The sequence below is a fragment of the Nonomuraea typhae genome (genome assembly GCF_009760925.1).
Lineage (GTDB): Bacteria > Actinomycetota > Actinomycetes > Streptosporangiales > Streptosporangiaceae > Nonomuraea > Nonomuraea typhae.
Map to the genome: position 1 here is coordinate 45,348 of NZ_VRLV01000025.1, position 23,415 is coordinate 68,762.

The 23,415-nt window shown below is 70.6% G+C and carries 21 protein-coding genes; 20 read left to right on the forward strand and 1 reads right to left on the reverse strand.

All coding sequences use genetic code 11. The features are described 5' to 3' along the window. Positions 1-7: 7 nt before the first annotated feature. From FVE25_RS51970 to FVE25_RS52065, 20 genes are all read left to right on the forward strand, one after another. Positions 8-466: an RRQRL motif-containing zinc-binding protein gene (locus tag FVE25_RS51970; RefSeq protein WP_219826029.1), complete on the forward strand. Its 459-nt coding sequence runs from the start codon at positions 8-10 to the stop codon at positions 464-466. Then, positions 466-1,431: an NUDIX domain-containing protein gene (locus tag FVE25_RS54785; protein ID WP_219826030.1), complete on the forward strand. Its 966-nt coding sequence runs from the start codon at positions 466-468 to the stop codon at positions 1,429-1,431. Before FVE25_RS51970 ends, FVE25_RS54785 begins: the two co-directional genes overlap by 1 nt. Before the next feature lie 58 nt (positions 1,432-1,489). Beyond that, entirely contained in the window at positions 1,490-1,843 is a 354-nt protein-coding gene (locus tag FVE25_RS51980; RefSeq protein ID WP_157254834.1) for a hypothetical protein, read from the forward strand. Continuing rightward, positions 1,840-2,736: a DUF5131 family protein gene (locus tag FVE25_RS51985; protein ID WP_157254835.1), complete on the forward strand. Its 897-nt coding sequence runs from the start codon at positions 1,840-1,842 to the stop codon at positions 2,734-2,736. The genes FVE25_RS51980 and FVE25_RS51985 overlap by 4 nt, the downstream gene beginning before the upstream one ends. 150 nt (positions 2,737-2,886) lie before the next feature. Then, positions 2,887-3,180 carry a hypothetical protein gene (locus tag FVE25_RS51990; RefSeq protein ID WP_157254836.1) on the forward strand — a complete coding sequence of 98 codons (294 nt, stop codon included), beginning with the start codon at positions 2,887-2,889 and terminating at the stop codon, positions 3,178-3,180. 498 nt (positions 3,181-3,678) lie between these two features. Then, positions 3,679-5,589: a hypothetical protein gene (locus FVE25_RS51995; RefSeq protein ID WP_157254837.1), complete on the forward strand. Its 1,911-nt coding sequence runs from the start codon at positions 3,679-3,681 to the stop codon at positions 5,587-5,589. A gap of 229 nt (positions 5,590-5,818) precedes the next feature. Continuing rightward, the gene (locus FVE25_RS52000; protein ID WP_157254838.1) at positions 5,819-6,535 is read left to right on the forward strand and encodes a type II toxin-antitoxin system Phd/YefM family antitoxin; all 717 of its coding nucleotides are present in this window, start codon (positions 5,819-5,821) and stop codon (positions 6,533-6,535) included. A gap of 769 nt (positions 6,536-7,304) precedes the next feature. After that, positions 7,305-7,853 carry a hypothetical protein gene (locus tag FVE25_RS52005; RefSeq protein WP_157254839.1) on the forward strand — a complete coding sequence of 183 codons (549 nt, stop codon included), beginning with the start codon at positions 7,305-7,307 and terminating at the stop codon, positions 7,851-7,853. Continuing rightward, positions 7,850-8,470, forward strand: a complete 621-nt coding sequence (locus FVE25_RS52010; protein ID WP_157254840.1) for a DUF6349 family protein — start codon at positions 7,850-7,852, stop codon at positions 8,468-8,470. The genes FVE25_RS52005 and FVE25_RS52010 overlap by 4 nt, the downstream gene beginning before the upstream one ends. Before the next feature lie 94 nt (positions 8,471-8,564). Then, positions 8,565-8,936, forward strand: a complete 372-nt coding sequence (locus FVE25_RS52015) for a DUF6205 family protein (protein ID WP_157254841.1) — start codon at positions 8,565-8,567, stop codon at positions 8,934-8,936. 93 nt (positions 8,937-9,029) lie between these two features. Continuing rightward, the gene (locus FVE25_RS52020) at positions 9,030-9,638 is read left to right on the forward strand and encodes a hypothetical protein (RefSeq protein ID WP_157254842.1); all 609 of its coding nucleotides are present in this window, start codon (positions 9,030-9,032) and stop codon (positions 9,636-9,638) included. Between the two features lie 121 nt (positions 9,639-9,759). Beyond that, positions 9,760-10,275 (forward strand): hypothetical protein, encoded by a 516-nt coding sequence (locus FVE25_RS52025; RefSeq protein WP_157254843.1) that lies wholly within the window; start codon positions 9,760-9,762, stop codon positions 10,273-10,275. Between the two features lie 206 nt (positions 10,276-10,481). Then, positions 10,482-11,546 (forward strand): hypothetical protein, encoded by a 1,065-nt coding sequence (locus FVE25_RS52030; RefSeq protein ID WP_157254844.1) that lies wholly within the window; start codon positions 10,482-10,484, stop codon positions 11,544-11,546. A gap of 103 nt (positions 11,547-11,649) precedes the next feature. Beyond that, the gene (locus tag FVE25_RS52035) at positions 11,650-12,291 is read left to right on the forward strand and encodes a hypothetical protein (protein WP_157254845.1); all 642 of its coding nucleotides are present in this window, start codon (positions 11,650-11,652) and stop codon (positions 12,289-12,291) included. Positions 12,292-12,390: 99 nt separating this feature from the next. After that, complete coding sequence (locus tag FVE25_RS52040; protein ID WP_157254846.1) at positions 12,391-12,813, forward strand: MobC family plasmid mobilization relaxosome protein; 423 nt, start codon at positions 12,391-12,393, stop codon at positions 12,811-12,813. After that, complete coding sequence (locus tag FVE25_RS56760; RefSeq protein ID WP_157254847.1) at positions 12,810-14,309, forward strand: relaxase/mobilization nuclease domain-containing protein; 1,500 nt, start codon at positions 12,810-12,812, stop codon at positions 14,307-14,309. The genes FVE25_RS52040 and FVE25_RS56760 overlap by 4 nt, the downstream gene beginning before the upstream one ends. Positions 14,310-14,325: 16 nt before the next feature. Continuing rightward, on the forward strand, positions 14,326-15,114 hold the full coding sequence (locus FVE25_RS52050) for a hypothetical protein (protein ID WP_157254848.1): 789 nt from the start codon (positions 14,326-14,328) through the stop codon (positions 15,112-15,114). Positions 15,115-15,421: 307 nt separating this feature from the next. Further along, positions 15,422-15,790: a TnpV protein gene (locus FVE25_RS52055; RefSeq protein ID WP_181019990.1), complete on the forward strand. Its 369-nt coding sequence runs from the start codon at positions 15,422-15,424 to the stop codon at positions 15,788-15,790. A 56-nt stretch (positions 15,791-15,846) separates the two neighbouring features. After that, positions 15,847-21,660: a DEAD/DEAH box helicase family protein gene (locus FVE25_RS52060; RefSeq protein WP_181019991.1), complete on the forward strand. Its 5,814-nt coding sequence runs from the start codon at positions 15,847-15,849 to the stop codon at positions 21,658-21,660. Positions 21,661-22,019: 359 nt separating this feature from the next. Further along, positions 22,020-22,526, forward strand: coding sequence for a hypothetical protein (locus tag FVE25_RS52065; RefSeq protein WP_157254850.1), 507 nt, complete (start codon positions 22,020-22,022; stop codon positions 22,524-22,526). Positions 22,527-22,820: 294 nt separating this feature from the next. Here FVE25_RS52065 and FVE25_RS52070 read toward each other — a convergent pair whose 3' ends face one another. Continuing rightward, the gene (locus tag FVE25_RS52070; RefSeq protein ID WP_157254851.1) at positions 22,821-23,021 is read right to left on the reverse strand and encodes a hypothetical protein; all 201 of its coding nucleotides are present in this window, start codon (positions 23,019-23,021) and stop codon (positions 22,821-22,823) included. Between the last annotated feature and the right edge of the window lie 394 nt (positions 23,022-23,415).

A 23,415-nucleotide genomic window follows, 5' to 3' on the forward strand; every position in this document is an offset into this window, starting at 1 on the left:
GGGCCCCGTGCCGTTCTACGATCCCGAGGGCAGCCGCTTCGGCATCGCAACCTTCCCTTACGGCCTGGCGCCGCAGGGTCTGGCCACCCGCCGCCAGCTGCGCCGTCAGCAGCTGCGACCGGCCGGGCAGCAGCCCGTCGCCCAGCTCATGTGGCGATCGCGGCGTACCTCCTCCGCCAAGGGCGTACCCCGCGGCATCCAGGTCGCCTACCTGTACGAGATCGCCAAAGCGCGGCCGTACCGGCCGCCGTCCCCCAAGCAGCTGGCGGCGCTGGCCGCCGCGTTACGCGCCCGCCGTATCTGCCCCACGTGCGGGGTGGAGCAGCCCTACTGCCTGCCCCGCCGCTACGGCCAGTGCCAGGCCTGCCACGGCTGGGACCTGCCCAGCCCCGAGCACACCCCCACCCCGTCAACCGAGTCCATGCTGCCAGCTGCGGTGCAGCCAAGTACCGACCGGAGGCCATAATGCACACCCACCAGACTCACGCGCCCGCGCTCTGCGGTGACCACCACGACCTGGTCCGCGACTTCTGCGGGCCCCGGCCCGAGGTCGTGGTGCTGTGCGGATCGACCCGCTTCACCGTGGCCTACGCCGACGCCGAGCTGGCCGAGACCCTCGCCGGCCGCATCGTGCTGTCGATCGGCTGCAACACCAAGTCCGACCACGAACTGTTCGCCGACCTCAGCTCCGGCGAGCTGGAGGCGATCAAGCGGGAACTCGACGAACTGCACCTGCGCAAGATCGACCTGGCGGACCAGGTGCTCATCCTCAACCAGGACGGCTACCTCGGGGCCTCCACCCGCGCCGAGCTGGCCTACGCCCGCCTGCTGCGCAAGCCGGTCCGCTGGCTGGAGCCGGTCTGCGACCGCACCAGCGTCGGCGTGCTGATCACCGATCCTCAGGGCCGGTACCTGATGTTCGAGCGCGCGAGCGCGCCGATCGGCGTGGCCCCCGCCGCCGGGCACGCCGCCGAACACGGCACCTTCGAAGAGGCGGCACACGCTGAGGTCGCCGAGGAACTGGGCCTGACCGTCACCAGCCTGACCCCGCTGATCCACGGCTGGCGGGACAACGTCTGCGGACGTCACCCCGCGCCCGAGGCCGACGGGCGCCGCGGCCACCACTGGGAGATCTTCCAGGCCAAGGTCACCGGGACGCCGGCGCCCAGCCCGCGCGAGACGCGCCAGGCCCGCTGGCTGAGCGTCGAGGAACTGCAGCAGTTCGCCCGCCGTACCGCCGAGCACGCGCTCGGCCTGATCGACGCCGCAACGTTCGCCGCCGCCCCGGGCATCGAGCCGGTCTGGGTCGGCTGGCTGGCCGAGGCCGGACTCATCGCGCTTGACCGGGAGTTGCTGGCGGTGATCGACCGTCTGGCCTCGCGCCCTCCCGCCCGCGGGCGCCTCACGCCGAAGGCTGTAACCGGATCATGAGTGTCACCAGCACGATCGACTCGACCGATGTCTTCTGCACCATCGGTGGTGAGGCTCGATGACCACCATGGCGAACGCACGCACTGCCCGTATCCCCCACCTGTGTGCCAGCTGCCACGGGACTCCGAACCTGCGGGGTGTGCCCACCATTGCCCCCGGTCACCGCTACGTGCGGCACGTCGCCTTCCCCGGCGACGAGGTCAATCAGGCGAAGCGCCCGGTCAGCCACAACGAGTGCATCGCCTGCGCCGAAGAGCGAGACCCGTCGGCGGGCCTTGTGGTCGTCGGAGCTTGCTCCACCTTCTGCTGCGGCGACACGCCGTGCGCGCTGCCGTTCCGCCACGACAGCAATCACTCCTGCCGACGCTGCATCAACCTCGCAGACGGCTCACTCCGGGAGTATGCGTCATGAACACGACGACGAGTATCGAGTGGACAGAGATCACGTGGAATCCGACCACCGGATGTGACCGGATCTCTCCTGGATGCGACAACTGCTATGCGCTGACGCTGGCCAAGCGACTGAAGGCGATGGGGCAGTCGAAGTACCAGCGCGACGGCGACCCGCGGACGAGCGGGCCCGGGTTCGGCGTGAGCATCCACGAAGACGCCTTGGTCGAGCCCCTGCGGTGGCGGAAGCCCCGCAAAGTGTTCGTGAATTCGATGAGCGACGTCGGCCATGCTCGTGTCCCCGCGACCTTCGCCGCTCGCATCTTCGCGACCATGGCCCTGGCCCCGCAGCACCAGTTCCAGGTGCTCACCAAGCGACCGCGGCGGCTCCGCCATCTCCTGAACTCCCAGGAGTTCATCGACGTCGTCTGGTCAGAGATGGAACGGATGTCGACCGATCCCACCGTTCCGCTGGCCCGGCTCGTGCGCGAGAACGTGCGCACTCGCGTGGCCAACTGGAATGCATTGAGCGCGTGGCCGCTGCGCAACGCCTGGATCGGGACGTCGATCGAGACCGATGAGTATTGCTGGCGAGCCGAGGAGATCCGTCAGACATCTGCTGCGGTCAGGTTCTTGTCGTTGGAGCCGCTACTCGGCCCACTGCCGTCCTTGGACCTGACCGGGATCGATTGGGTAATCGTGGGCGGGGAGAGCGGCCCCAACCATCGACTACTCGATCTCGACTGGGTTCGCGACCTGCGCGATCGTTGTCTCGGCCTTCATGTTCCGCTGTTCTTCAAGCAGGTTGGAGGGCTGACCCCGAAGGCGGGCGGACGGCTGCTGGATGGCCGGACCTGGGACGAGTTTCCGCCTGCCTCCCGCACGCTCACCACCATCCAGGAAGGCGTGCGGTGAGCGTGCTGGTGGGCTCAGGCGCGGCTCGGCGGGATCGATTTGTGCAGATCATGACCGGCGTCCGAATTGCCGCACTATCCGATGGGCACGGAGAGCAGTTTTTTGGCGACACACCGCGCGTTGGGAATGCATCCAAAACCCGGATGCGCAATGATCGTCGCCATGCCATCAGTAGCAGGACAAGCACGACGGGTCTACGGGACGGGCGGCACGGTGCCGCTGCAGACCAAGGTTCCGCAGTGGCTCAGGGATCGCTATCACGCCGCCGCCAAGCGGCGGAGCGTCTCCTTGTCGCGCTATTTGGAAGAGCTCAGCCAGCTCGATCATCTGCTGGAGCTGCGCGAGCAGCTGCAGAAGCTGCATCCGGTGGAGCTGCAGGCGCTGCTGAGCCGGCACGAGGCCGACAGCCAGTCGGTCGATCCGGTCGATCGATTGAGCGCCTAAAACGCGTAGGCCCCGGTTTGCCAACCGGGGCGCTTGCCTACGACCTCAGAGACTCCGCCGCCCGGCTACCAACCAATGGCGGAAATCTCGACTCCCGACAGGTGAGAGAACCCGGCTGCCAACCGGTTTTCCCTCTCGCCTCCACCTCGCCCAACCAAAAGGAACACCCGGAGAGCGTGCCGACCTCTCTGGGAGAGAGGAGCCGCGTCCGACAAGGGCTTAAAGCACGACGCTGACGCCGGTCGCGAACCGGCCCCTTTGTCATGCCTCGATTAAGCAGAGACGGAGACCACGATACCTCATGGTCATCCGGCTAGCCCAGCGCGCCCAAAAACGGGCGTGTCGCCTGATTCTGTCGGAATCACGGGCGATGCCGATCATGCGAGTGCCGCCTTTCACGCGGCGCTGTACCGCCTTGCCCCGCGCGGCCGCGCACGTGTTGACGTGCGCACTTCGCCGGAGGGCGGGTGGGCGCATGCGTATGAGCGGACGTGCACATTGGGGCCTACCCGACCCGATGGGCCGTATGCGTGGTTCCTGACCAATTCTCGGCAGGAGTTCGAGTTCCTGGGGTTCGACTTCGACGCCGGCCGGTTCGGGCGGGCGGCGGTGCAGCGTGACGTGGCGGAGCTGCGGGAGCGGCTGGATGCGGCCGACCTGCGGTACGTGGAGTGCGCCTCAGGCCCCGGTGGCGGGGCGCACGTGTGGGTGCCGGTGGAGCCGACGGCCGCTGCGGTGGTGCGCCAGCTCGCCTACGCCGCTGGCCGGTTGCTGCCGACGTTGGACAAGAGCCCGCTGACCAACCCGGCCACGGGGTGCCTACGGCCGCCCGGCGCGCCGCATCGCGCCGGTGGCATCTCCACGCCGATGCACGAGGGAGTGCCGATCACGCCGCAGGCCGTCGACGCGATGTTGTCGGTGCCCAACGACGGCGATGCGCTGGCGCGGCTGGCGATCGCGCTGGAGGCCGGCGAGGCCGATCCGGCGCAGATCGAGGCCGAGCGGGTGCGCACGGTGGAGCTGACGCCGGACGGGCCGAAGCTGGCCGGCCGCTACCGGCCGTGCGATGTGGCCGGGCTGGTGGCTACCGCGCCGGCGGCGGGGCAAGGGCACGCCGTGCTGATGCGCATCCTGGTACGGCTGGCGCTGGCGCGCTGGTCCCGGGGCCAGGCCGTCGACCTGGTCGAGGCGCACCTGTCGGCTCCCGGGCTGGTGCACGTACGCAGGCAGGATGGCGCGGCCGGGGCGCGGGCGCGGGATGCGGCCGCGCGGCGCCGGCTGCTGGAGCGGCAGTGGGATCGCGCGGTGGCCTACGCGGCCACCCTGCGCCGCGACAACCCCGACCCCGGGCCCACGGGCGAGGACGGGGGCTGGCAGGACGCCGAGGCCGATTGGGTGCGCCGGGTGGCCGCCGTGGTGGAGGTGGTCGACGGCGTGGAGCATGCCATCGAGGCCGCCACCGCCACCGGGCGCTGGTCGCGCCAGTCCGGCCCCAGCGACCGCAAAACCCTGGAGTACGTGCTGGAGCTCGCCTTGGACGCGGTCAGTGAGGAGATCGAGCTGGATTGCCGGCGGTTGGCGCTGGCCACCGGGATGGGCAAGAGCACCGCGGCGCGGTCCCTGCACCGGCTGTGCCTGGACGAGTGGCTGGTTCTGGTCACCCCGGGGGAAGGCCAGCGCAGCCACCGCTACCGGCTCATGCCTCGCCCCGCCCCGGACGGCACCGTCGGCCCGACCATCTCCACGGCTGTGACGTTTGTGACTCAAGCGCCTTCAGGGGGGGGTGGGACACAAGCGAACCCGCGCCCCCGGGCAGAGGTCCGACCAGCGCTCGCGCTGCGTAAGCAGCGGCTTGCTGCTCTGCGCCAACGACGGGAAATCTGGGCCCACGACCTATTCACGCACCCCAACACCGGCCACCAGCAACCCGGACTGGGACGACACGTCGGCGCCACCGTGGCCGCGGCCCTCCACACCGGCCTTTACAAAGTAGATCAAATCTCCGAGATCACTGGATACCACCCTGCCACCACCCGTCGGCACCTCACCCTCCTGCGCCGCCACCACCTCACCCCCGGCCGCACCCCCCAGGCCGCCGAACGCCTGCACGCCCGCCTCGACCGAGCCGCCCGCCGCATCGGCGCCCACGGCACCCACGAGCGCCGCCACCGCACCTACGCCATCGAACGCGCCGCCTGGGCCTGGTGGCTGGCCGAACACGCCTGGATGCGCACCCGCGGCAAACCCCGCAAGGGCCAACCCCTCATCCCCGGCCAACGCCAGCTCATCCTCGCCGGCGCACCCGCCCACGCCAACCGCCAGCGCTACCCACGCGACCGTCGCGGCCGCGCCGACCACCGCGCCGCCCGAGCCCACCTGACCGCCACCCACGCCGAAAACGTCGCCTGAAGCCCGGCTCAACCGGCCCGAACGTCGATCGAGCACCGAGCCAGACCGGACGAGGCGACCCGCACGAACCCCGGCTCGCCGGGGCCGCTTAACGCCAACCGATCAAGAACCCGGTTCGGTTGTGTACACAAACAGGCTCACGATCGACGCCAAGCCCCAACCGAGTCGATCGACGCGGTTCGAGCGAACGCCCTCCCACTCGCCCCAACTTGTGTACACAATGCGTTTCGTGAAAAGGATCGGCATCCGTCAGGCCCGCGCCCAGCTCGCCGAACTGATCGAAGAAGCCGGTAACGGCACCCCCGTCGCCCTGACCCGGCGCGGCCCCGGCCGCCAAGAAGCCGTCCTCCTGCCGATCGAGGCCGCCGAGGTATGGCGACGCCACCTCGCCGAGCAACAGGCCCACCGGGCCGAGCGCGAACAGGAGAAGACCCTCGGCCAACGGCGACCGGCCACCCGGCGCGTGCCGGTCTGCCCCGGCTGCAAATCGTCGCTGTTCTACGTCACCCACACCGGCCCACTGATCAACGCACTCGTCAACACCGCCGACCCCGCCGGCGGCGTGTACGACGTGGCCGTCGACACCGACCCCGGCCAGCTCGACCGCGTGGTCTGGGTCCGGTGCGCCTCCTGCTGGGAACCCCTAAACGGCCGGCCCCGCCAGCACGGCTCGCCCGCCCACCGTGCGGCCACCGAAATCGCCGACGAAGCATCCTGGAAGGACGTGCCCTGGGAAGCCACCGACCCATGGGTGGTCCAAGAAGAGCAGATGGGCCGCGCCTCCCGCATCGTCCTGCAGCACGACCGGGCCCGCGGCAAGGTGCAACGCGTCAGCCTGTGGGAGTACATCACCGGCATCACCGACGCCGAACGCGAGCGGATGCGCGCCGAACGACTGGCCCGCGGCGAACCCAACGACTACGACCTGTGGGACGACGAAGCCTGACCCACCGACAGTCCCGTGCGCACACGAGGCAGCTCATCGTCGCGGACACGCTTGTCCGCTGGGACCGCCGACCACTCTCCGGATCACCCGCGTCCTGACCGACACCCGCAGCGAGACTTCCTCGCCCGCCACGCCGATCTCCTCCAATGCCAAAACGGCCGTTTTAGCACTTGTGATCTACCAAGTAAAGGGAGGTGATTTGTCGAAATAGACTTGTGGCCGGCAGGGGCCAAGCAGGATGGGGCAGCCGAGAGAGGCAAGCACACCGAGCACGCTGTCGCGTGTGAAGGCTTCCGGCAACCCCCGAGGGCGGGGGTCCGGGAGCGAGGAACGGGCAAGGCTTCAACCTATGCCCTCGCCGGGCAGGCAGGCCTCCGGGATGGCGGCGGCCCGGCGATCTTGTGCGGGGTGCGATGTGGTGCCGGGGGTTCGTGATCATCATCCCGACGACCTGACCGAAGGTGCCACAGAACCCCAGAACCTGCATAGCCCTCGCGCTTCGCGCGACCCTTCGGGCAAGGGGCTATGCAGAACCTGGGAACCTACGGCAGGCGGAGCCTCAGGCCGACGGGATGATGATCACGAACAGCCCCTCCCGTGAGAAGACAACCCGTTCGAGGCTGGGCTCCGGCACAGATCCTTTACCTAAAACCCCAGCTCAGAGCCTGTGTCCGGCGTTACCGTCGATCATTAATCGGGTAATATATGGAGTGTTAAGGGGGGTCGCACACCCCCGAGCCATCACCCGCATCGAAGAGGAGAGGTCCAGATGGACGACACCACGAACTCGGCGGAAGGCACCGAGCAGGACGCGGCCAGCGAGCGAATCCAAAACCTGCTGGAATGCCACTACCTGCCCGGCGGCTGGGCCACCCTCGATCCGGACGAGATCGAGACGGCGCTCAGCGACCTGTTCGCCGACCTGGCCCACTACTTCCGGCATCGTGGCATCGACCCGCTGGAGCCGATCACCCGAGGGCTGTGGCACGCCGAGGAGGAGGTGGCCGGGTGGAACACCGCCCAGCGCCACACCTACTTCTCGCTCCGGGTCGCGCCGCTCGATGGCCGCTACAGCAGGAAGAGCCGGGAGACTACCGACCTGGAGGTCGCCATCGTCCGTCACCAGGAGGTGTCCACCAAGACCGCGCTGCGCACCGTGGTGCGCGACGAGCGCCGCCTGGCAGCCGCCGCGATCCACGAGCTGGAGGAACTCGACGACGGCCCGGTCGGCGCGGCCGCGCGCCAGCTCTGGCAGGACCTGGAGGACACGCCGCTCGAGGAGATTCGCCCGGCCGGGCAGCTGGGTGGGCAGCAGTGAGCCTCGACGACCTGCGCGGCGCGCGCCATCGCCAGGCCCACTACCGCCACCTGGCCGCCGACCCGGTCCGGGCGATGCGGAAGCGCACCGCCTGGCACCTGGCCCCGGCACCCCGCGAGGACGAGCGCGCTTGCGGGCGGCTGCTGCCGCGCGCCGACCGCTGTCGCATCGCCGTGCTCACGGCCGACCACCGGCCCCGCGGCCCCTGGCGCATCGAACGGGATCTGCTCGGCCCCGGCGCCCTGTATTACCGGGCCGCCTGCCTGCGCTGCGACGACTTCGAAGGGCCGGCGCGCGAGCGGGAAAACGACGCCGTCGAAGACGCCCATGACCACGTCTTCCCCGGCTGGCGAAAGCTACCCGTCCTGGAGCCACTGCCCTACGACGCCACCGACCGAGCCCGGTCGCGCTGGATCGAGCAGGCCGTCCGCGCCTACCCGGCCGGATGGTTTGACCAGGGCGGCCCCATTCTCACCTACCGCAACCCCGGCGGCACCCGGCACGTTCCCGGCCGCGCCCCGGGCGGTGGCTACGACATGGCCCGCCCCCGCCCGCTGGCGCTGAGCCAGCGCCAGCGGCCCGGCCGCACCGGCCCGACCCAAGACGAACTGTTCTGACCCGCAGCACGGCCATGCGCAGCCGTACCGGCTGGCCCCCGGGACGCACCCGGGAGCCAGCCGACCTCACCCGCACCCAAAGCAAGGAGAGAACATGAGCGCGGACAGCTTCATCGACGGCCAGATCGACATCGAGCCGCCCATCCCGCTGAGCGACATCCCGGCCAACAGCCCGCACCTGGCCAGCAACCACCACGGCTTCTACGCCCTCAACCCGCTGGTCGAGGTCGTCTTCGAGCTCGACACCGACCCGGACACCGGCCAGCGCGCCGCCATCGCCCTGGTGCCCGCCGTGACCTACGGCAGGAAGCTCGGCAACCCGGCGGCCGAGATCCAGGACATCATCGACGCCCACGGCAGCGGGCGCATCTTCTCCGGCGAACTGGACGTGGAAACCGTCGGAGGTGGGCGTCCCGACTACTGCCGGGTCATCATCCGCGACGGCCGCGCCGTCTGGGACGACTGACCAGCCCCGCCCTGATCGGCCGCCGACCGGGCACGCACACCCGGTCGGCGGCCCCTCACCCGCACCTGCACCTGGCTCAAGGGAGACACGATCATGACCACCAACCCGACCTGGCGCCCCGCCCACGTGATCATCGACGGCGGCCAGCGGCACACCTTCGGCCCCTACCCGGCCGAGGTCCGCACCGACGAGCACTGGAACGGCGCCGCCATCCCCCGCTTCCACCGACACGTGGCCGACCGGATCGCCGCCGACTGCGAGGTCCAGTACCTCGACGCGCTGCACCAGCAGATCGCCGACTACCGGCTGGCCGCCGCCATGGACGGGCACCCGGGCGACCACCCCGCCTTGCGCGAACCCGACGCCGTAGCGCGGCTGGTACCGGTCGGGGACGCCTACGTGCTGGTCAGCACGGCATGCCCGGACCAGCCCGAACTGATCGATCCCGACGCCGAGGGCATGTACGCAATCGGCGCCCGCAGCTGGGCCTGGCAAGAGCTTCCCCTCCCGGACCGGGAGGAGCCAGCGATGATCAGGCACTCCCAGATCAAGGCCCTGCGGGACGTGGCCGCCGCCTACGACCGCGCTCTGTACGACGATGTCAGCGACGAACAGCAAGAGGCTCTCTGGGCTCAGGCCCGGCAGGTGCTGGACGCGTCCACGGAGGAGGAGATCGCCGCCGCCTACGCGCACCGCACCTGACCCGCCCCGGCGCGTGCGCCCGGGTATCGGCCCCGACGCCCCTCGCAGTCCCGTAAAAGACCAGGTAAAACACGTCGTCACCTCGATTCCCTCACCAAGCAATCAGGTAAACTATGGAGTGTTGGCGGGAGTTCGCACCTCCCCCAGCACCCTTCACCCGCACGTCACCTTCAAGGAGAGCATCCTCATGAGCTGCCACACCTATGCCACCCTGACCGCCCTGCTCGTCCGCACCGCCACCGGCATCACCCCGGCGCAGCTGGCGCGGTTCGCCACCGCCGCCAGTGCCCTGGGCGACGACCTGTCCCTGTGGAACCGCTTCGCCATCTGGGCCCAACGGCCCGCCGCCCGCCATGTCGAAGACCGGCAGACCTGGGAACTGGCCTACGAGGCACGCGTCGCGCCCGGAGCCGAGCCGCTGGCCATCGCCCAAGGCGACCAGGTCGTGCACGTCTACGACCGCGCCGACGTCGTCTCGACGCTCGCCTGCCCGGACTGCAACGCCGCCGCCGGTCAGCGCTGCCGACCCCGCTGCCCGTCCGGCGCCGTCCCGGCCGCCGTCCACGTGCCGGAGGAGGACATCGTCGCCCTGGTGCTGAAGCTTGCCCGCGCGGAGTCGGCCCCGATGTGGCTGTGAGCGCCCGCCGCCCGGCCGACACCGGCCGGGCGGCCCGCCGTCCCAGCGCCCGGCACGCAGCAGGCGGCCGGTGATCCGGCGCGCGGTCTCCCGCGCGCCGGTCGCACACACCGGCCGCCCAAGGGCCTCACCCGCAAGGAGAGACTCCGCCTCCCAGCGTAGTGGGAGCCGCGGCACCGCCCCGACTTCAGAACGGAGCATCACCGATGACCCATGACCAGCTCACCATCGGCCTCGACGGCCCGGCCGCACACGACGGGCGAGCCGCCTACCGCTATCAGGAACAGGCTCGCCGCCTGGGCTGGACGCACGCCCACGCCGCGGCGATGAGCTGGGCCAGCAGCGGCGATCTCCGTCACGACGAGCGCGGCTTTTACCGCACCAGCCGCACCAGCCCCGGCCGCGGCCGGGCGGTGGCCCGAGCCCGGATCCACGCCTTGATCCAGGCCGCGCTGCTCATCCAGGACGGCACCGTGGTACGGCCGACCGCCGACGGGCAGCAGGCCCTGAAAGCGTGGCGGGCCGCCGACATCGACGCCGCCACCGACGAGCTCGACGAGCTGCCACCCCTCTACAGCGGCCAGGAACATCGACGCCGCTACGACCAGTGGCAGGCCAACCTCGCCCGCCACGAAGCCGAGGCCTACGCCGCCCTGGAACGGGCGATCGCCCAGGCCGAGGCCAACCACCAAGCCGAACTCGAGCGCCGCCGCGAACACGACGTGGCGCCGCGCCGCTACACCAGTGTCTGGGACGCCATCCACGCCCCCGACGACCCCGGCACACCCGAGACCAACCTCGGCAACGTGCACACCTTCGTCGGCGCCGACCTGATCGCCGCGATGGAGGAGCCGGACGAGACGGACGAGCTGATCGAGGCGCACATCGAGCCCAGCATCGCGGCCGGAGTGGGCGAGGCGATCGAGACGGTGGCGCGCGCCCCGCAGCTCCCCGCACCCACGGCCCGCCGGACGCTCGACGCCCGCCCCGCCCAGCGCCCAACGGCTGCTGCCAACCGCGGCCGCCTGACACGGCCGCAACCGGCTCAGCGCCGGCGCCGTACGCTCACCGCGGCGCCGCCGGGCGGTGGCAATGCGCGCACGTTGGTGGGGGCGATTCCGCGGAATCGCCCCCACCAACCTCCCCGAGCGCTCACCGGCCCGACCAAGCGACGCCCCCGCGCAGATCGCCGGACGAGCTCGTCGGTGACCACGCTGCCCGGCGCTCACCACCATGAGCGACCGGCCGATAGATCCGGATCAACCCCGTGACCCCGAGGCGGTGACACCCGCCACCAGCCCCAGAGGCGCCCGGCCAATGCCGGGCGCCTCTGGGGCTGTCCCCGTTGCCGCCCGCCAGCCACGCCCCTCCAAGATGAGCGCCCCGACGTGGATCGAGCCGCTACGATCGCCCGCACTCAGCAGCCCCCGGGGCGAGCCGCGCGCCGCAACCCCCAGCACCCTGGCCAAGGACGCCAGGAAGATCGGAGACGTCTCGATGAGCAAGCAGCCCGAGGGCATCACCCTGGCCGACTGGGCGGCAAAGGTCGGCCGCTCGGAGAAGTACGTCCGCAACTTCTGGCGCCCCCAGCGCGGCTTCCCCGCCCCCATCGGCCGCCAACCCAGCCCGCACACCACCGGCCCCGACCCCGAGCGCTACGACGAGGCCGCCCTGGACGCCTGGCGCGCCCGCACGCTCACGCAACCGGCTCCGTACCCGATGCCCGCCGAAGCCGACGAGCTGCGCACCCTGGGCGCCATCGCCCGGCTGCTGGGCGTGGACGGCAAGACGATCAGCCAGTACCGGGAGGCGATTGAGGCCCGCGTGCACGACCGCGAACAACGCCGCAGCCGCACCCTGTACCGGGTGCGCGCGGTCATCGAGGCGCTGAATGAGATCCGCCGCGGCGCCGGGGTAGCGGCCGACCCGGAGCACGACCGCCGCAGAAGATCACCAGGCCGTCCCGGCAGGAGCAGGAGCAAGATGGAAGATCAGGGGCCCCTTACGGGCCGCTAAGCGCGTGTCGAGCGGTTCCGCCGGCCCTCCGCGCCCACACTGAACAGGTGGGCAAGTAACCGCGCGTAGCGGTGTGGATGCGGTGAGGAAGGGGGTGCGATGGTCGACGACGGCGAGCAGGAGACCGGGGTAGGGCCGGCGCGCCCGGCCGGCGTGGCCCGCCGGCGCCGCCAGCAGGGTGGGCGGACGAACGTGCTGAAGGTCAAGCTGAGCGACGCGGAAAAGGCAGCGCTGGCGGCGCGGGCCAAGACCATCGGGGTGAGCACGCAACGGCTGCTGGTGGAGTCGGCTCTCGCCGGCGGCGTGCACACCCTCACCGAGCGGCGCGCGCTCCTGGCCGAGCTGCTGGCCACCCGCAGGCTGCTGCTGGCGATGGGCAACAACGTCAACCAGATCGCTCGGGCCGTCAACGCCACCGGCCGCCCGCCCGCCGAACTCGGGGCCGCCAGCGCAGCGATCACCCGCATCGCTGGACGGCTGGACCTGCTGGTCAGTCACCTGACCGGAGGGACCCGGCCGTGATCGGGAAGATCGGCCGCAAAGGCAGCCGCATGATCGGGCTGGTCTCCTACCTGCTGGGCCCCGGCCGCGCCAACGAGCACACCGACCCGCACGTGATCGCGGCCGATGAGGCCCTGGAGCAAGTCGGCGGCCCCGCGTTCACCGGCCCGGGTCAGAAAGCGGCGCTGGCCCGCGAGCTCGAAGGCCCACGCCTGATCTACCCCGACGTCGAGGTCGACGGCGGCCACGTCTGGCACTGCTCCCTGTCGCTGCACCCCGACGAACCTCCGCTCACCGACGAAACCTGGGCCGACATCGCCCGCCACGTGATCACCGGGATGGGCTTCGACACCGGCTCCGGGCACGCGCCGTGCCGGTGGATCGCCATACGGCACGGTCTGTCGGCCGGCGGCAGCGACCACATCCACCTGGCCGTCAACCTCATCCGGGAAGACGGCACCAAGGCCAGCGAATGGCGCTCGATGAAGCGCCTCAGCGCGCTGTGCGCCGACATCGAGCGCCGCCACGGGCTTCGCGTCGTCGACGGCCGCGCTGGCGCGGGCATGCCCGGCCTGACCCGGGCCGAGATCGAGCAGACCCGGCGCAGCGCCCGGCCCGAACCCGACCGGGTCCGGCTGGCCCGCCTGGTCCGCGGCTGTGCCGCGGCCGCCCGCAGCGAGGAGGAGTTCGTGCGCCGGCTGCGCGGCGCTGGCGTGCTGGCCGCTCCCCGCTACGCCGACGGCGGACCTACCGCGGTGGTCGGCTTCAAGGTCGCCCTGACCCCTGCAGGCGAGCGGCGCACGATCTGGTACGGCGGCGGCAGCCTGGCCCAGGACCTGACCCTGCCCCGGCTCCGTCAGCGTTGGAGCAGCACTCCCCAGACCCGGACCGCGGCCCTGGCCACATGGGAGCCCGGCCACCAACCCACGCTGCAGCGGCCCGCACCCGCCGATCACGACCGGGAAAGCCAGCAGTTCGCCGAGTCGGAATGGGCCCAGGCCGCCCAGATCGTCGCCGCCGTACGGGACAAGCTCGCCGCGGTCGCCCTCGATGACACGGCCGCCTGGGCCGGGGTCGCCTTCGAGGCCGCCGGCGTCCTGGCCATCTGGTCGGCCCGGCTGGAGACCCGCAACCCCGGCCCGCTGGCCGCGGCCGCCGACCAACTGGCACGCGCCGCGCAAACCCGTCACGGCCAGCCCCGCGCCCACCGCCACCACGCGGTCAAAGACCTGCGCGGCGTCGCGATGGTCGCCGCCCACGCCGCCACCGGCCACTCGCCCTGGGGCAGCGGGCAACTGGCCCTGCTGCGCCAGATGACCCGCCTGATGCAAGCCCTGCACGACGCCCAGCTGGCCCACGGCCGCGCCGGCGCGGCCGCCCAGCTCACCGCCGTGGCCCGGGACCAATTGGCCGCCCTGCACACCCGCCCCACCTCCGCCGGTGACACGATCCTCCACCACGCCGCCGCGACAGCACGGGCCGCCCAGCAGCACCACAACCCGGTACCCGAGCGATGAGAGTCCGGACATCGTGATGAACGAATCAGACGAGGTCAACCAAGCGATCCGCGACCTGGTCCGCGCCGCCGTGATGGGGGCCGGCGAGATCGCCATAGCCCTGGCGCACCACTACGCCGCCCAGGCCAGACTCCTCCAGCACACCGCCGAGACCGACGCCCGGCAGCAAGCCCAGCGCCTGCGAGCCGAGTACGCCGCCGCCCGGCCCCTGCTGGCCCAACCCTGGAACGCCACCTGGTGGCGCAAGGCCACCCCCGAGCAGATCGGCGCCTCCTGGCAGGCCGCAGCCGCCTGGGCACAAGCCGGCGACCCGTACGCGCACCAGAGCCTGCAGCAGCTGCGGCGCGAGCTCGCCACCCGATACGAGATCCCACTCCCGGCCGACGACCTGCCCGCCGAGCAGCTGATGGCCGAGCTCAAAGCCGCCCTGGGCGACGAGGCCGACGCCGCTCGCCTCCGTGAGCGCGCCCGGGATCTGCGTGCGCAGGCCGATCAATCCGATGAAACCGCCGAGCGCCTCGAAGCCGAATACGACGATCAGGAACGCGCCCGCGCCGCCCGCCACGAAGCAGCCGAACACCGCGCCCAGGCCCAGGTGGATCTCCAGGTTGCCGCCGCCTGGGACGCCATGGCCGAACGGCAGGCCGTCATCGCCGCCGACGTCGCCGCCGAAGGCTTCCCCGGCCGGCCCTCCGAACGTGTGGCCGCCGCCTGGGTCGCAGGTCCCCCCAACGAACGAGTGGAACTTCTGGCCCCACCAACCATGAGACCAGAGCCTGCCCCTGCCCCAGACCGGGATCGATAGATCTGGCGCACTGCGAAAGACAACCCCACGGGCCGCATCCCGTCGACCTGTGAGTCACGAGCACCAAAACGAGCGTTTTAGCTCAACGGAAGAAGGCGTCGTGGTGGCCTGTTGTGTGATCGCCGAATCACGCGCCCCGCCAAGATCTTTCCGGCCACGCCCCCATGGCCATCACAATGAGTAGTTAATCAAGTACACCTAGTGATTGGCGGAGGCGGGGCTATGACGGGGCCACAGAGTCACGGGCTGCGGGAGAGCACGCAACAGGCGCTGTGGACCAATGAGCCCGACAGCGAGGGAGAATCTGATGGTGAACCAGTACGGAGCGCAAGCCCTGAAGCACTGGCAGGAGTACCTGCCGCAGCGGTTCGCGGAGATCAACAATCCGGAGATGTTCTTCACCGAGCTGGGCGAACAAGCCGAGGAGGAGATCTTGACCCGGGCGGAGACGTTCGCCGGCGACGATCCGCCGGGCGAGAGCTACCTGGAGAAGGCAGGCCGGTTGCGGGAGGCCAGGCTGAGGGCCGAGAGCGAAGTGGTCCGGGAGATGATCCTGCTCGACCCGGCGCAGGAGCAGCTGAGCGAGAGCGAGCGTCTGGACGCGGCGGCGCAGTGGCTGACCGACGTGGAGAACCTGATGCCGCCGGAGCAGAACGGGCCGGAGCCCAGCAGCTGAGCCGTTTCCGCCCGGCTGGCCAGCAGGACCTGGCCCCCTCGGGCGCGATGGCCCGGGTGCGCGCCAACCTTGAGGTATTGGCCGCCGTCCAGCGGCTAGACGACGACGGCCGAGCGGCTACAGCGGCCGAACAGGCGATCCTGGCCCGCTGGTCGGGATGGGGCGCGGTCCCGCAGGTGTTCTCCCGCCGCCCCCAGCACCTGGAACAGTTTGGCGAGCAGCAGGCTCGGCTGCGCGAGTTGCTGACTGACGCCGAGTATGCCGCGGCCCGCCGCTCGATGTTGAACGCGCACTACACCGATGCCGAGATCGTCCAGGCGATCTGGGCCGGCCTGGCCCGGCTGGGGTTCGCCGGCGGCCGCGTGCTGGAGCCCGGGTGCGGCAGCGGCAACTTCATCGCCTTCGCGCCGACCGGCGCGCAGATGACCGGTGTGGAGGTGGACCCGACCACCGCCGCGGTGGCCGCTCGCCTGTACCCCGACGCCCAGGTCGTGTGCGAGAGCTTCGCCGACACCCGGGCCCCGGCCGGTCACTTCGATGCCGTGGTGGGGAACGTGCCGTTCGGCAAGGTGGCGTTGACCGACCGCCGGCACAATCCGTCCGGGCACAGCATCCACAACCACTTCATCATCAAGGCGTTGCACCTGACCCGGCCCGGCGGCATCGTTGCGGTCCTCACCTCCCGCTACACCCTCGATGCCCAGTCCCCGGCCGCCCGGCGTGAGATGGCCACGCTGGGCGAGTTGGTCGCCGCCGTGCGCCTGCCCAGCGGCGCTCACCAGAAGGCTGCCGGCACCGCGGTGGTCACCGACCTACTGCTGCTGCGCCGTAGCGACGGCACCCGCTCCCCTGACGCGGCCGGCTGGGAACAGGTCCGCCCGATGGAGGTCGCCGGTGGTACGGCCGTCATCAACGAGTACTTCGCCGCCCACCCCGAGATGGTGCTCGGCGAGCTGAGGCTGGAGCGGGGCGCCTACAGCCGCGAGGAGCTGCAGGTGCGCGGCACCGGCCCGATCGGCGCCGTACTGCGCGAGACCCTGACTCGGGTGGCCGGCGACGCTCGTGAGCACGGCCTGGTCATGACGCCCCGTCCCGAGCAGGAGCGGCCCGCCGATCAGCCGCCGCTGGTGCTGACCGGGCTGGAGGAGCGCTACGAGGGCACCATCACCGCCCTTCCCGATGGCCGCTTCACCCGGCTGGCCGACGGCGTGCAGCAGCCCTATCAGCCGCCCAACAGCCAGGCCTCCGAGCTTGCGGCGCTCATCGGCCTGCGCGATGTCGCCCAGCAGCTGCTGCAGCTGCAGGCGTCCTTCCGCGACGAGGGCGACCTCGAGGCCGGCCTGCGCGCCGAGCTGAACGCCCGCTACGACAGTTACCTGGCCGCCTACGGCCCGATCAACCGCTTCTCGCTGTCGGAGCGGGCCGACAAGAGCACCGGCGAGATCAAGACGGTACGGCTGCGGCCCGGCCAGGGCGGCTTTCGCCGCGATCCATTCAGCGCCCTGGTCTACGCCCTGGAGCACTTCGACGCCGCCACCCAGGTCGCCACCAAGGCGGATGTGTTCCACCAGCGGGTCATCGTGCCGCGTACGCAGCGGCTGGGCGCCGACAGCCCCGCCGACGCCCTGGCGATCTGCTGGGACGCCCACGGCGAGATCCGCATGGAGGAGATCGCCCGGCTGCTCGGCGTGCCCACCGTCGAACAGGCCCGGGCCGAGCTCCGCACCCTGGTCTTCGACGACCCGGACAGCGGGCAGGTGGTGGCCGCGGCCGACTACTTGTCCGGCAACGTGCGCGCCAAGCTGGAGGCGGCCCGCGCCGCGGCCGCCGACGACTCCCGCTTCGAGGCCAACGTGGCCGCCCTGGAGCCGGTCATCCCGGCCGAGCTGGGGCCCGGGGAGATCGAGGTCCAGCTCGGGGCGACCTGGGTCGGCGCCGGCTACGTCCAGCAGTTCCTGCGCGAGATCCTCGATGACGAGTACGTGCGCGTCGACCACATCGACGGCTCGATGTGGAAGGTCTACGACGGCAGCAAGTCCAGCGTGCTGGCCACCTCCACCTGGGGCACCCGGCGCTACCCCGCCCCCGACCTGGCCGAGGCCCTGCTGACGCACCGGCCCATCAAGGTCTACAACGTCTACGACGACAAACGCGTCTTCAACGCCGAGGCGAGCACCGAGGCCAACGAGAAGGCCGCCGAGCTGAACGAGAAGTTCGGCGAATGGGTCTGGCAAGACCCCCACCGCACCGCCCACCTGCTGCGCGTCTACAACGACACCTTCAACGCCCTGGTCCCCCGCTCCTACGACAACGTGCCGGTGTCGGTGGACGGCATGGCCGCCACCTTGACCATGCGCCCGCACCAGGTGGCCGCAGCCGCCCGGGTGATCGCCGAAGGCGACGTGGGGCTATTTCACGCGGTCGGCGCCGGCAAGACCATCGAGATGGTCGCCTCCGCGGCCAAGCTCAAGCAGCTGGGCAAGGCGAGCAAGCCGTGCGTGGTGGTGCCCAACCACATGCTGGAGCAGGTCGGCCGGGAATGGCTGCAGGTCCAGCCGCGCGCCCGGATCCTGGCGGTGGGCAGCGACGACTTCACCAAAGACCGCCGCCGCGAGTTCGTGGCCCGCTGCGCCACCGGCGACTGGGACGCGGTCATCATGACCCAGTCGGTGTTCGAACGCATCCCGTTGGGCGTCGACGCCCAACGCGCCTACCTGTCGCAGGAGAAGGAACGCACCCGTGCCTGGCTGGAGCGGGCCAGCGAGGGCGACTTCGACAAGCGCACCATCAAACGCATGGAACTGGCGCTGCAGCGCGCCGAGGAACGCCTGAAGAAGACCCTGGATTCGATCAAGGACGCCGGGCTGAGTTTCGAAGAGACCGGCATCGACTACTTGCTGATCGACGAGGCCCACCACTACAAGAACCTGTTCACCCCCTCGGCCATCAGCGACGCCGCGATCAGCAGGCCCTCGGGTAAGGCCAGCGACCTGCACATGAAGCTGCACTACCTGCGCGGCCGGTACGGGCGCGGCGTGGTCACCCTGGCCACCGCCACCCCGATCGCCAACAAGATGACCGAGGGCTATGTGATGACCCGCTACCTGCGCCCCGATCTGCTGGAGGCCAGCGGGCTGAGCGACTTCGACTCCTGGGCCTCGGCCTTCGGCCGGGTGGTCACCGAGATCGAGATGGCCCCCGAGGGCGGCAGCTTCCGGGCCAAGTCCCGCTTCGCCCGCTTCATCAACCTGCCCGACTTCCAGCGGCAATGGCGCGCCTTCGCCGACGTGCGCACCCAAGAAGACCTGCAGCTGCCGATCCCCCAGCTGCGCGGCGAGCGCCCCGAAACGGTCGTCATCCCGGCCGGGCCGGAACTGGTCGGCTTCATCCAGCAGCTGGGCGCGCGCGCCGAGGAGGTGCGTTCCGGCAGCGTCGAGGCGTGGGTCGACAACATGCTGAAGATCACCGGGGAGGGGCGGGCCGCGTCCCTGGACCTGCGCCTGCTCGGCAAGGACCCCGGTGAGCTGCCTAGCAAGGCCCAGGTCGCCGCCGACCACATCGCGGCCATCTGGCGCGAGCACCGTGAGCGCGTCTACTACACCGCCGACGGCAGCGAGCACCCGGTCAAGGGGGCCTTCCAGCTGGTCTTCGCCGACCTGGGCACGCCCAAGCCGGAGGCATGGAACTTCTACGACGAGCTGCGCGCCCAGCTGGTCGCCCGCGGCATGCCACGCGAGATGATCGGCTACATCCAGGACGCCAAGAGCGACGCCGACAAAGCCAAACTCTTCCAGGCCTGCCGCAACGGCCAGGTCGCGGTCCTCATCGGCTCCACCGACACCATGGGCGTGGGCACCAACGTGCAGACCCGCGCCGTCGCCCTGCACCACCTCACGTGCCCCTGGCGACCGGCCGACATCGAGCAGCGCGACGGCCGCATCCTGCGCCAGGGCAACCACAACGACGAAGTCCGCATCCTGCGCTACGTCACCGAACGCAGCCTGGACGCCTACTCCTGGCAGACCGTGGAACGCAAGCAGCGTTTCATCAGCCAGGTCATCAAGGGCGACGCCGGCGAGCGCGAGGTCGAAGACGGCTTCGGCCGCGAAGAGCTGTCCTACGCCGAGGTCAAGGCCCTGGCCACCGGCGACCCGCGGATGCTGGACAAGGCCCACACCGACATGGAGCTGGCCCGCCTGATGCGGCTGGAGCGCGCCCACCGCCGCAACCAATCCAGCCTGTACACCACCATCGCCGCCAGTAACGAGCAGATCCAGAAGCTCACCGCGGAGATCGCCGTCATCGACATGGCGCTCACCCGGCGCCTGGACACCCGGGGCGATGCCTTCGCCATGACGGTGGCCGGCCAGCGCCACACCAAGCGCGGCGAAGCCAGCGAGCACCTCAAGAGCCTGGCCCTGGCCGAAGCACGCAATGCCCTGCTGGGACGGCCCCACGTGGCCCCCGTCGGCGAGCTGGGCGGCTTCGAGGTGAGCGTGCGCATCTTCCGGCTCAGCTTCAGCGACCTGTCCATCACGGTGCGCCTGGACGGCCTGCCCCAGGGCTCGCACCGCTGGGACCTGCCGGAGATGGAACAGGCCAGCGCCACCGGCCTCATCACCCGGCTGGAGAACAAGCTCGCCGGATTGGAAGGGCTGCGCATTTCGCACGTCCAGCACATCCAGCGCCATCACGAGGAGATCGGCCGCGCCCAGGAGAACCTGACCAAGCCCTTCCCCCACCACCAGGCGCTGCAGGAGGTCCGCGCCCATGCCCGCGAGCTGGACATCGCCCTGGGCATCGTCTCCCCCGACGACGAGCATGAGGCCATGCTCGCGGCCGCCGTACACGACGCCGCCGACCTGGCCGCCCAGTCCGAGGGGCAGGTTCATGCGATCGTCGGCCACGGCCGAATCGGCCGCATCGCCGACGCCGCGGCGTCGGCGCCCGCACCATCCCCCGACGACCTCGACCGGCCTGGGGCCGACGCGGCCGAGCCCTCCGTCTCACCCCGCGAATCCACCGCGTCCACCGCTCCTCCACCCGCCGCGATGGCCACGACGGCCCAGCAGACCGAACGGCCCGTCGAGCACGCGCCACCAACGCCTGCCGCACCCGCGATCGAACCAGCCGACACCCTCGAAGCGGCCGTCCCTGCCCAGGAGATGGCCCAACTCCGCCCTGACGAGGTCCACACCACAGCGCCCAACTCCCGCCCGGTCAAGACACCCGCACCCGCGCGAGCGCCACGCGACCAACTCCAGGCTCGGGAGCTCATGCAACAGGCGGCGCTCGAGTTCAAGGCCGGCGGGCTGCATCGTGCCTCGCACCTTCTGGATGAGGCCCAGCGAGCCCGGCCGGACTCCGAGACACAGCAGCTCATCAACCGCGGACGCAAGGTGCTCCGCGACGCCGGCTACCGCCCCCAAGCACGCCCCAACCGCGCTGCCGAAACGCCAACAGCAGCACCATCCTCATCCCGGGCGAACCATCCCCGCGTCCGCATCACCGATCCCCTGCGGGCTCGGGAGCTCATGCAGCAGGCGGCGCTCGAGTTCAAGGCCGGCGGGCTGCATCGTGCCTCGCACCTTCTGGATGAGGCCCAGCGAGCCCGGCCGGACTCCGAGACACAGCAGCTCATCAACCGCGGACGCAAGGTGCTCCGCGACGCTGGCTACCGCCCCCAACCCACCGCCGCACGCATGACCGAGCGCCCGGACTCCCACACCACCGCCGCCGACCTGGCCGCACTTGCCTTCCCGGGCCGCCCATCCAGCAGGATCGCCACCACCAGCACCGAGACGATCGCTGACGACGATCGTCGACCAGTACGCCGCGACGCCCGCCGCGAACACCAGGCCGAGCGGTGATTCTCCAGGAATCACTGACACCATCCGGCTCGGGTCCGCGGGATCTACTCACCGGTAGGCACGCTTGGCTATGAGGCGCAGGTCCGTGGGTTGGTCGTGCCGCCGCAGTGTGCCGGAACTTACAGTCACGGCCCCCGCCACGCGTGCGCGCGTTACGCGCCGTACGCGCCCAATCCGAACGCGAGCGGCGGTGCGTGCGGTGAGCTGCCCCATCAAGCTGGTCGGCCAGGCCGGTGAGCGCGGTGTCGCCAGCTGTCGCGGGACCCGCAGGCCCTTACCTATCGGGGTTGCAAGGTATCTGTCATTACGCTACTTTCGATACCTGTCAACCCCGGCTATGCAAAGTCTAAGGAGCGGCGATGATTCAGATTACCCTCGGCAAGAAGAAGCTCGTTGACCCCGGCGACGACCGGCTTGGCCGCTCACAGGTCGGCTGGGAGGAGGGGCTGAGCGGCGATCAGCTGTACGTCACGGCGCGCGGCGCCTGGGTCATGGGCAAGAAAGCCGATCACGAGCGGTATGCGCTCATCAGCGGCGCCGGTGTCATCCGCGGAGGCATCGAGATCGACGGGATCGAGCCCGCCGGTGAGCGGCGCGCCTTCGTCGGCCGACTCCTGCAGCCCGGTCACCCCGTCTACGACCACTACGTCGGCCAGGAGGCCCCCAACGGCAGCCCGCAGAACCCCATCACCTACTTCCCCACGTCCCTCGACGAACGCGTCTGCGCCTGCCGATGCGGAACCCCCATCACCCGAGGCGACTTCCTGCCCGGCCACGACCAGCGCGCCATCCACGAGCGGATCGCCAAAGTCGGCACGGTCAAGGACTTCCTCGCCTGGTTCGACGACACCTGGGCCGATGCCTGATCCGACTCCGAGCCGACCGTCGACCGTGCGGTGGCGACCACGAGCACGGGCAGCAGCCGCGCCAGCCTTCCGCCGACGGATAACTGCGAGGCCAGGCGGCCCGGTTTTTTGGGTGGCGACTTCGCTACGGAAGTGGCCCCCGAATTCCGTGGTGCGGTTAAGACCGCGCCCCCAGCCTGGCGCGGATCGGCAGGTCAGCCGGTTTTCGTACAGCGCGATGAGTGCCCCGACTCGCCTATGGCGACTCCTGGATACGTGTGCGGGCGCGTGTGCTCGACCGGCCGCCCCGGTGCCCTACCCCGCCCACAGCACGGCATAGATCCGGATGACCTCGGCGTCCTGGTCCACGGTGAACTCCACCCACCCGGCCTGATCCGGGCCGAACGTCGACCACCGCTCCGCTGGCCTCCCCTTCGGCAGCGCGCGGGCATCCCAGGGGTTGTCCATCAGCTCCGCCGTACGGACGGCCAGGGCGTGCACCGCCTCCATCGGCATGCCCGCCAGGTCGGCCAGCGCGGAGGGCTCCAGTGAGCCGAAGCACGGTGGATGTCACCGAGGCAGACTTGTCGTCACCAAGATCGCCGGTCGCTGATGCGGAGCACTCGCGCCGGGGCCTCTACCCAGGTCACGAGGCAGTGCGAAGCCAGGGGCGGTGCCAACCGGCATGCCGTCCACGGCCCTGGTGACAAGTAGCGCGCCGTTTCGGTGACAAGTACCGTGCCTCACGACCGCCGAAGGCCCAGGTCGGCAGTCCCCGGCGGTGACATCTATCGCGCGTCGGCACATCCAGGACGACGCGGAAACTCACCCGGCCCGCCGGGCGCGCTCCTGCTCGATCAACGAGGGAGTCAGACCACATAAGCCCAAAACCCACATTGAGATGATCTTG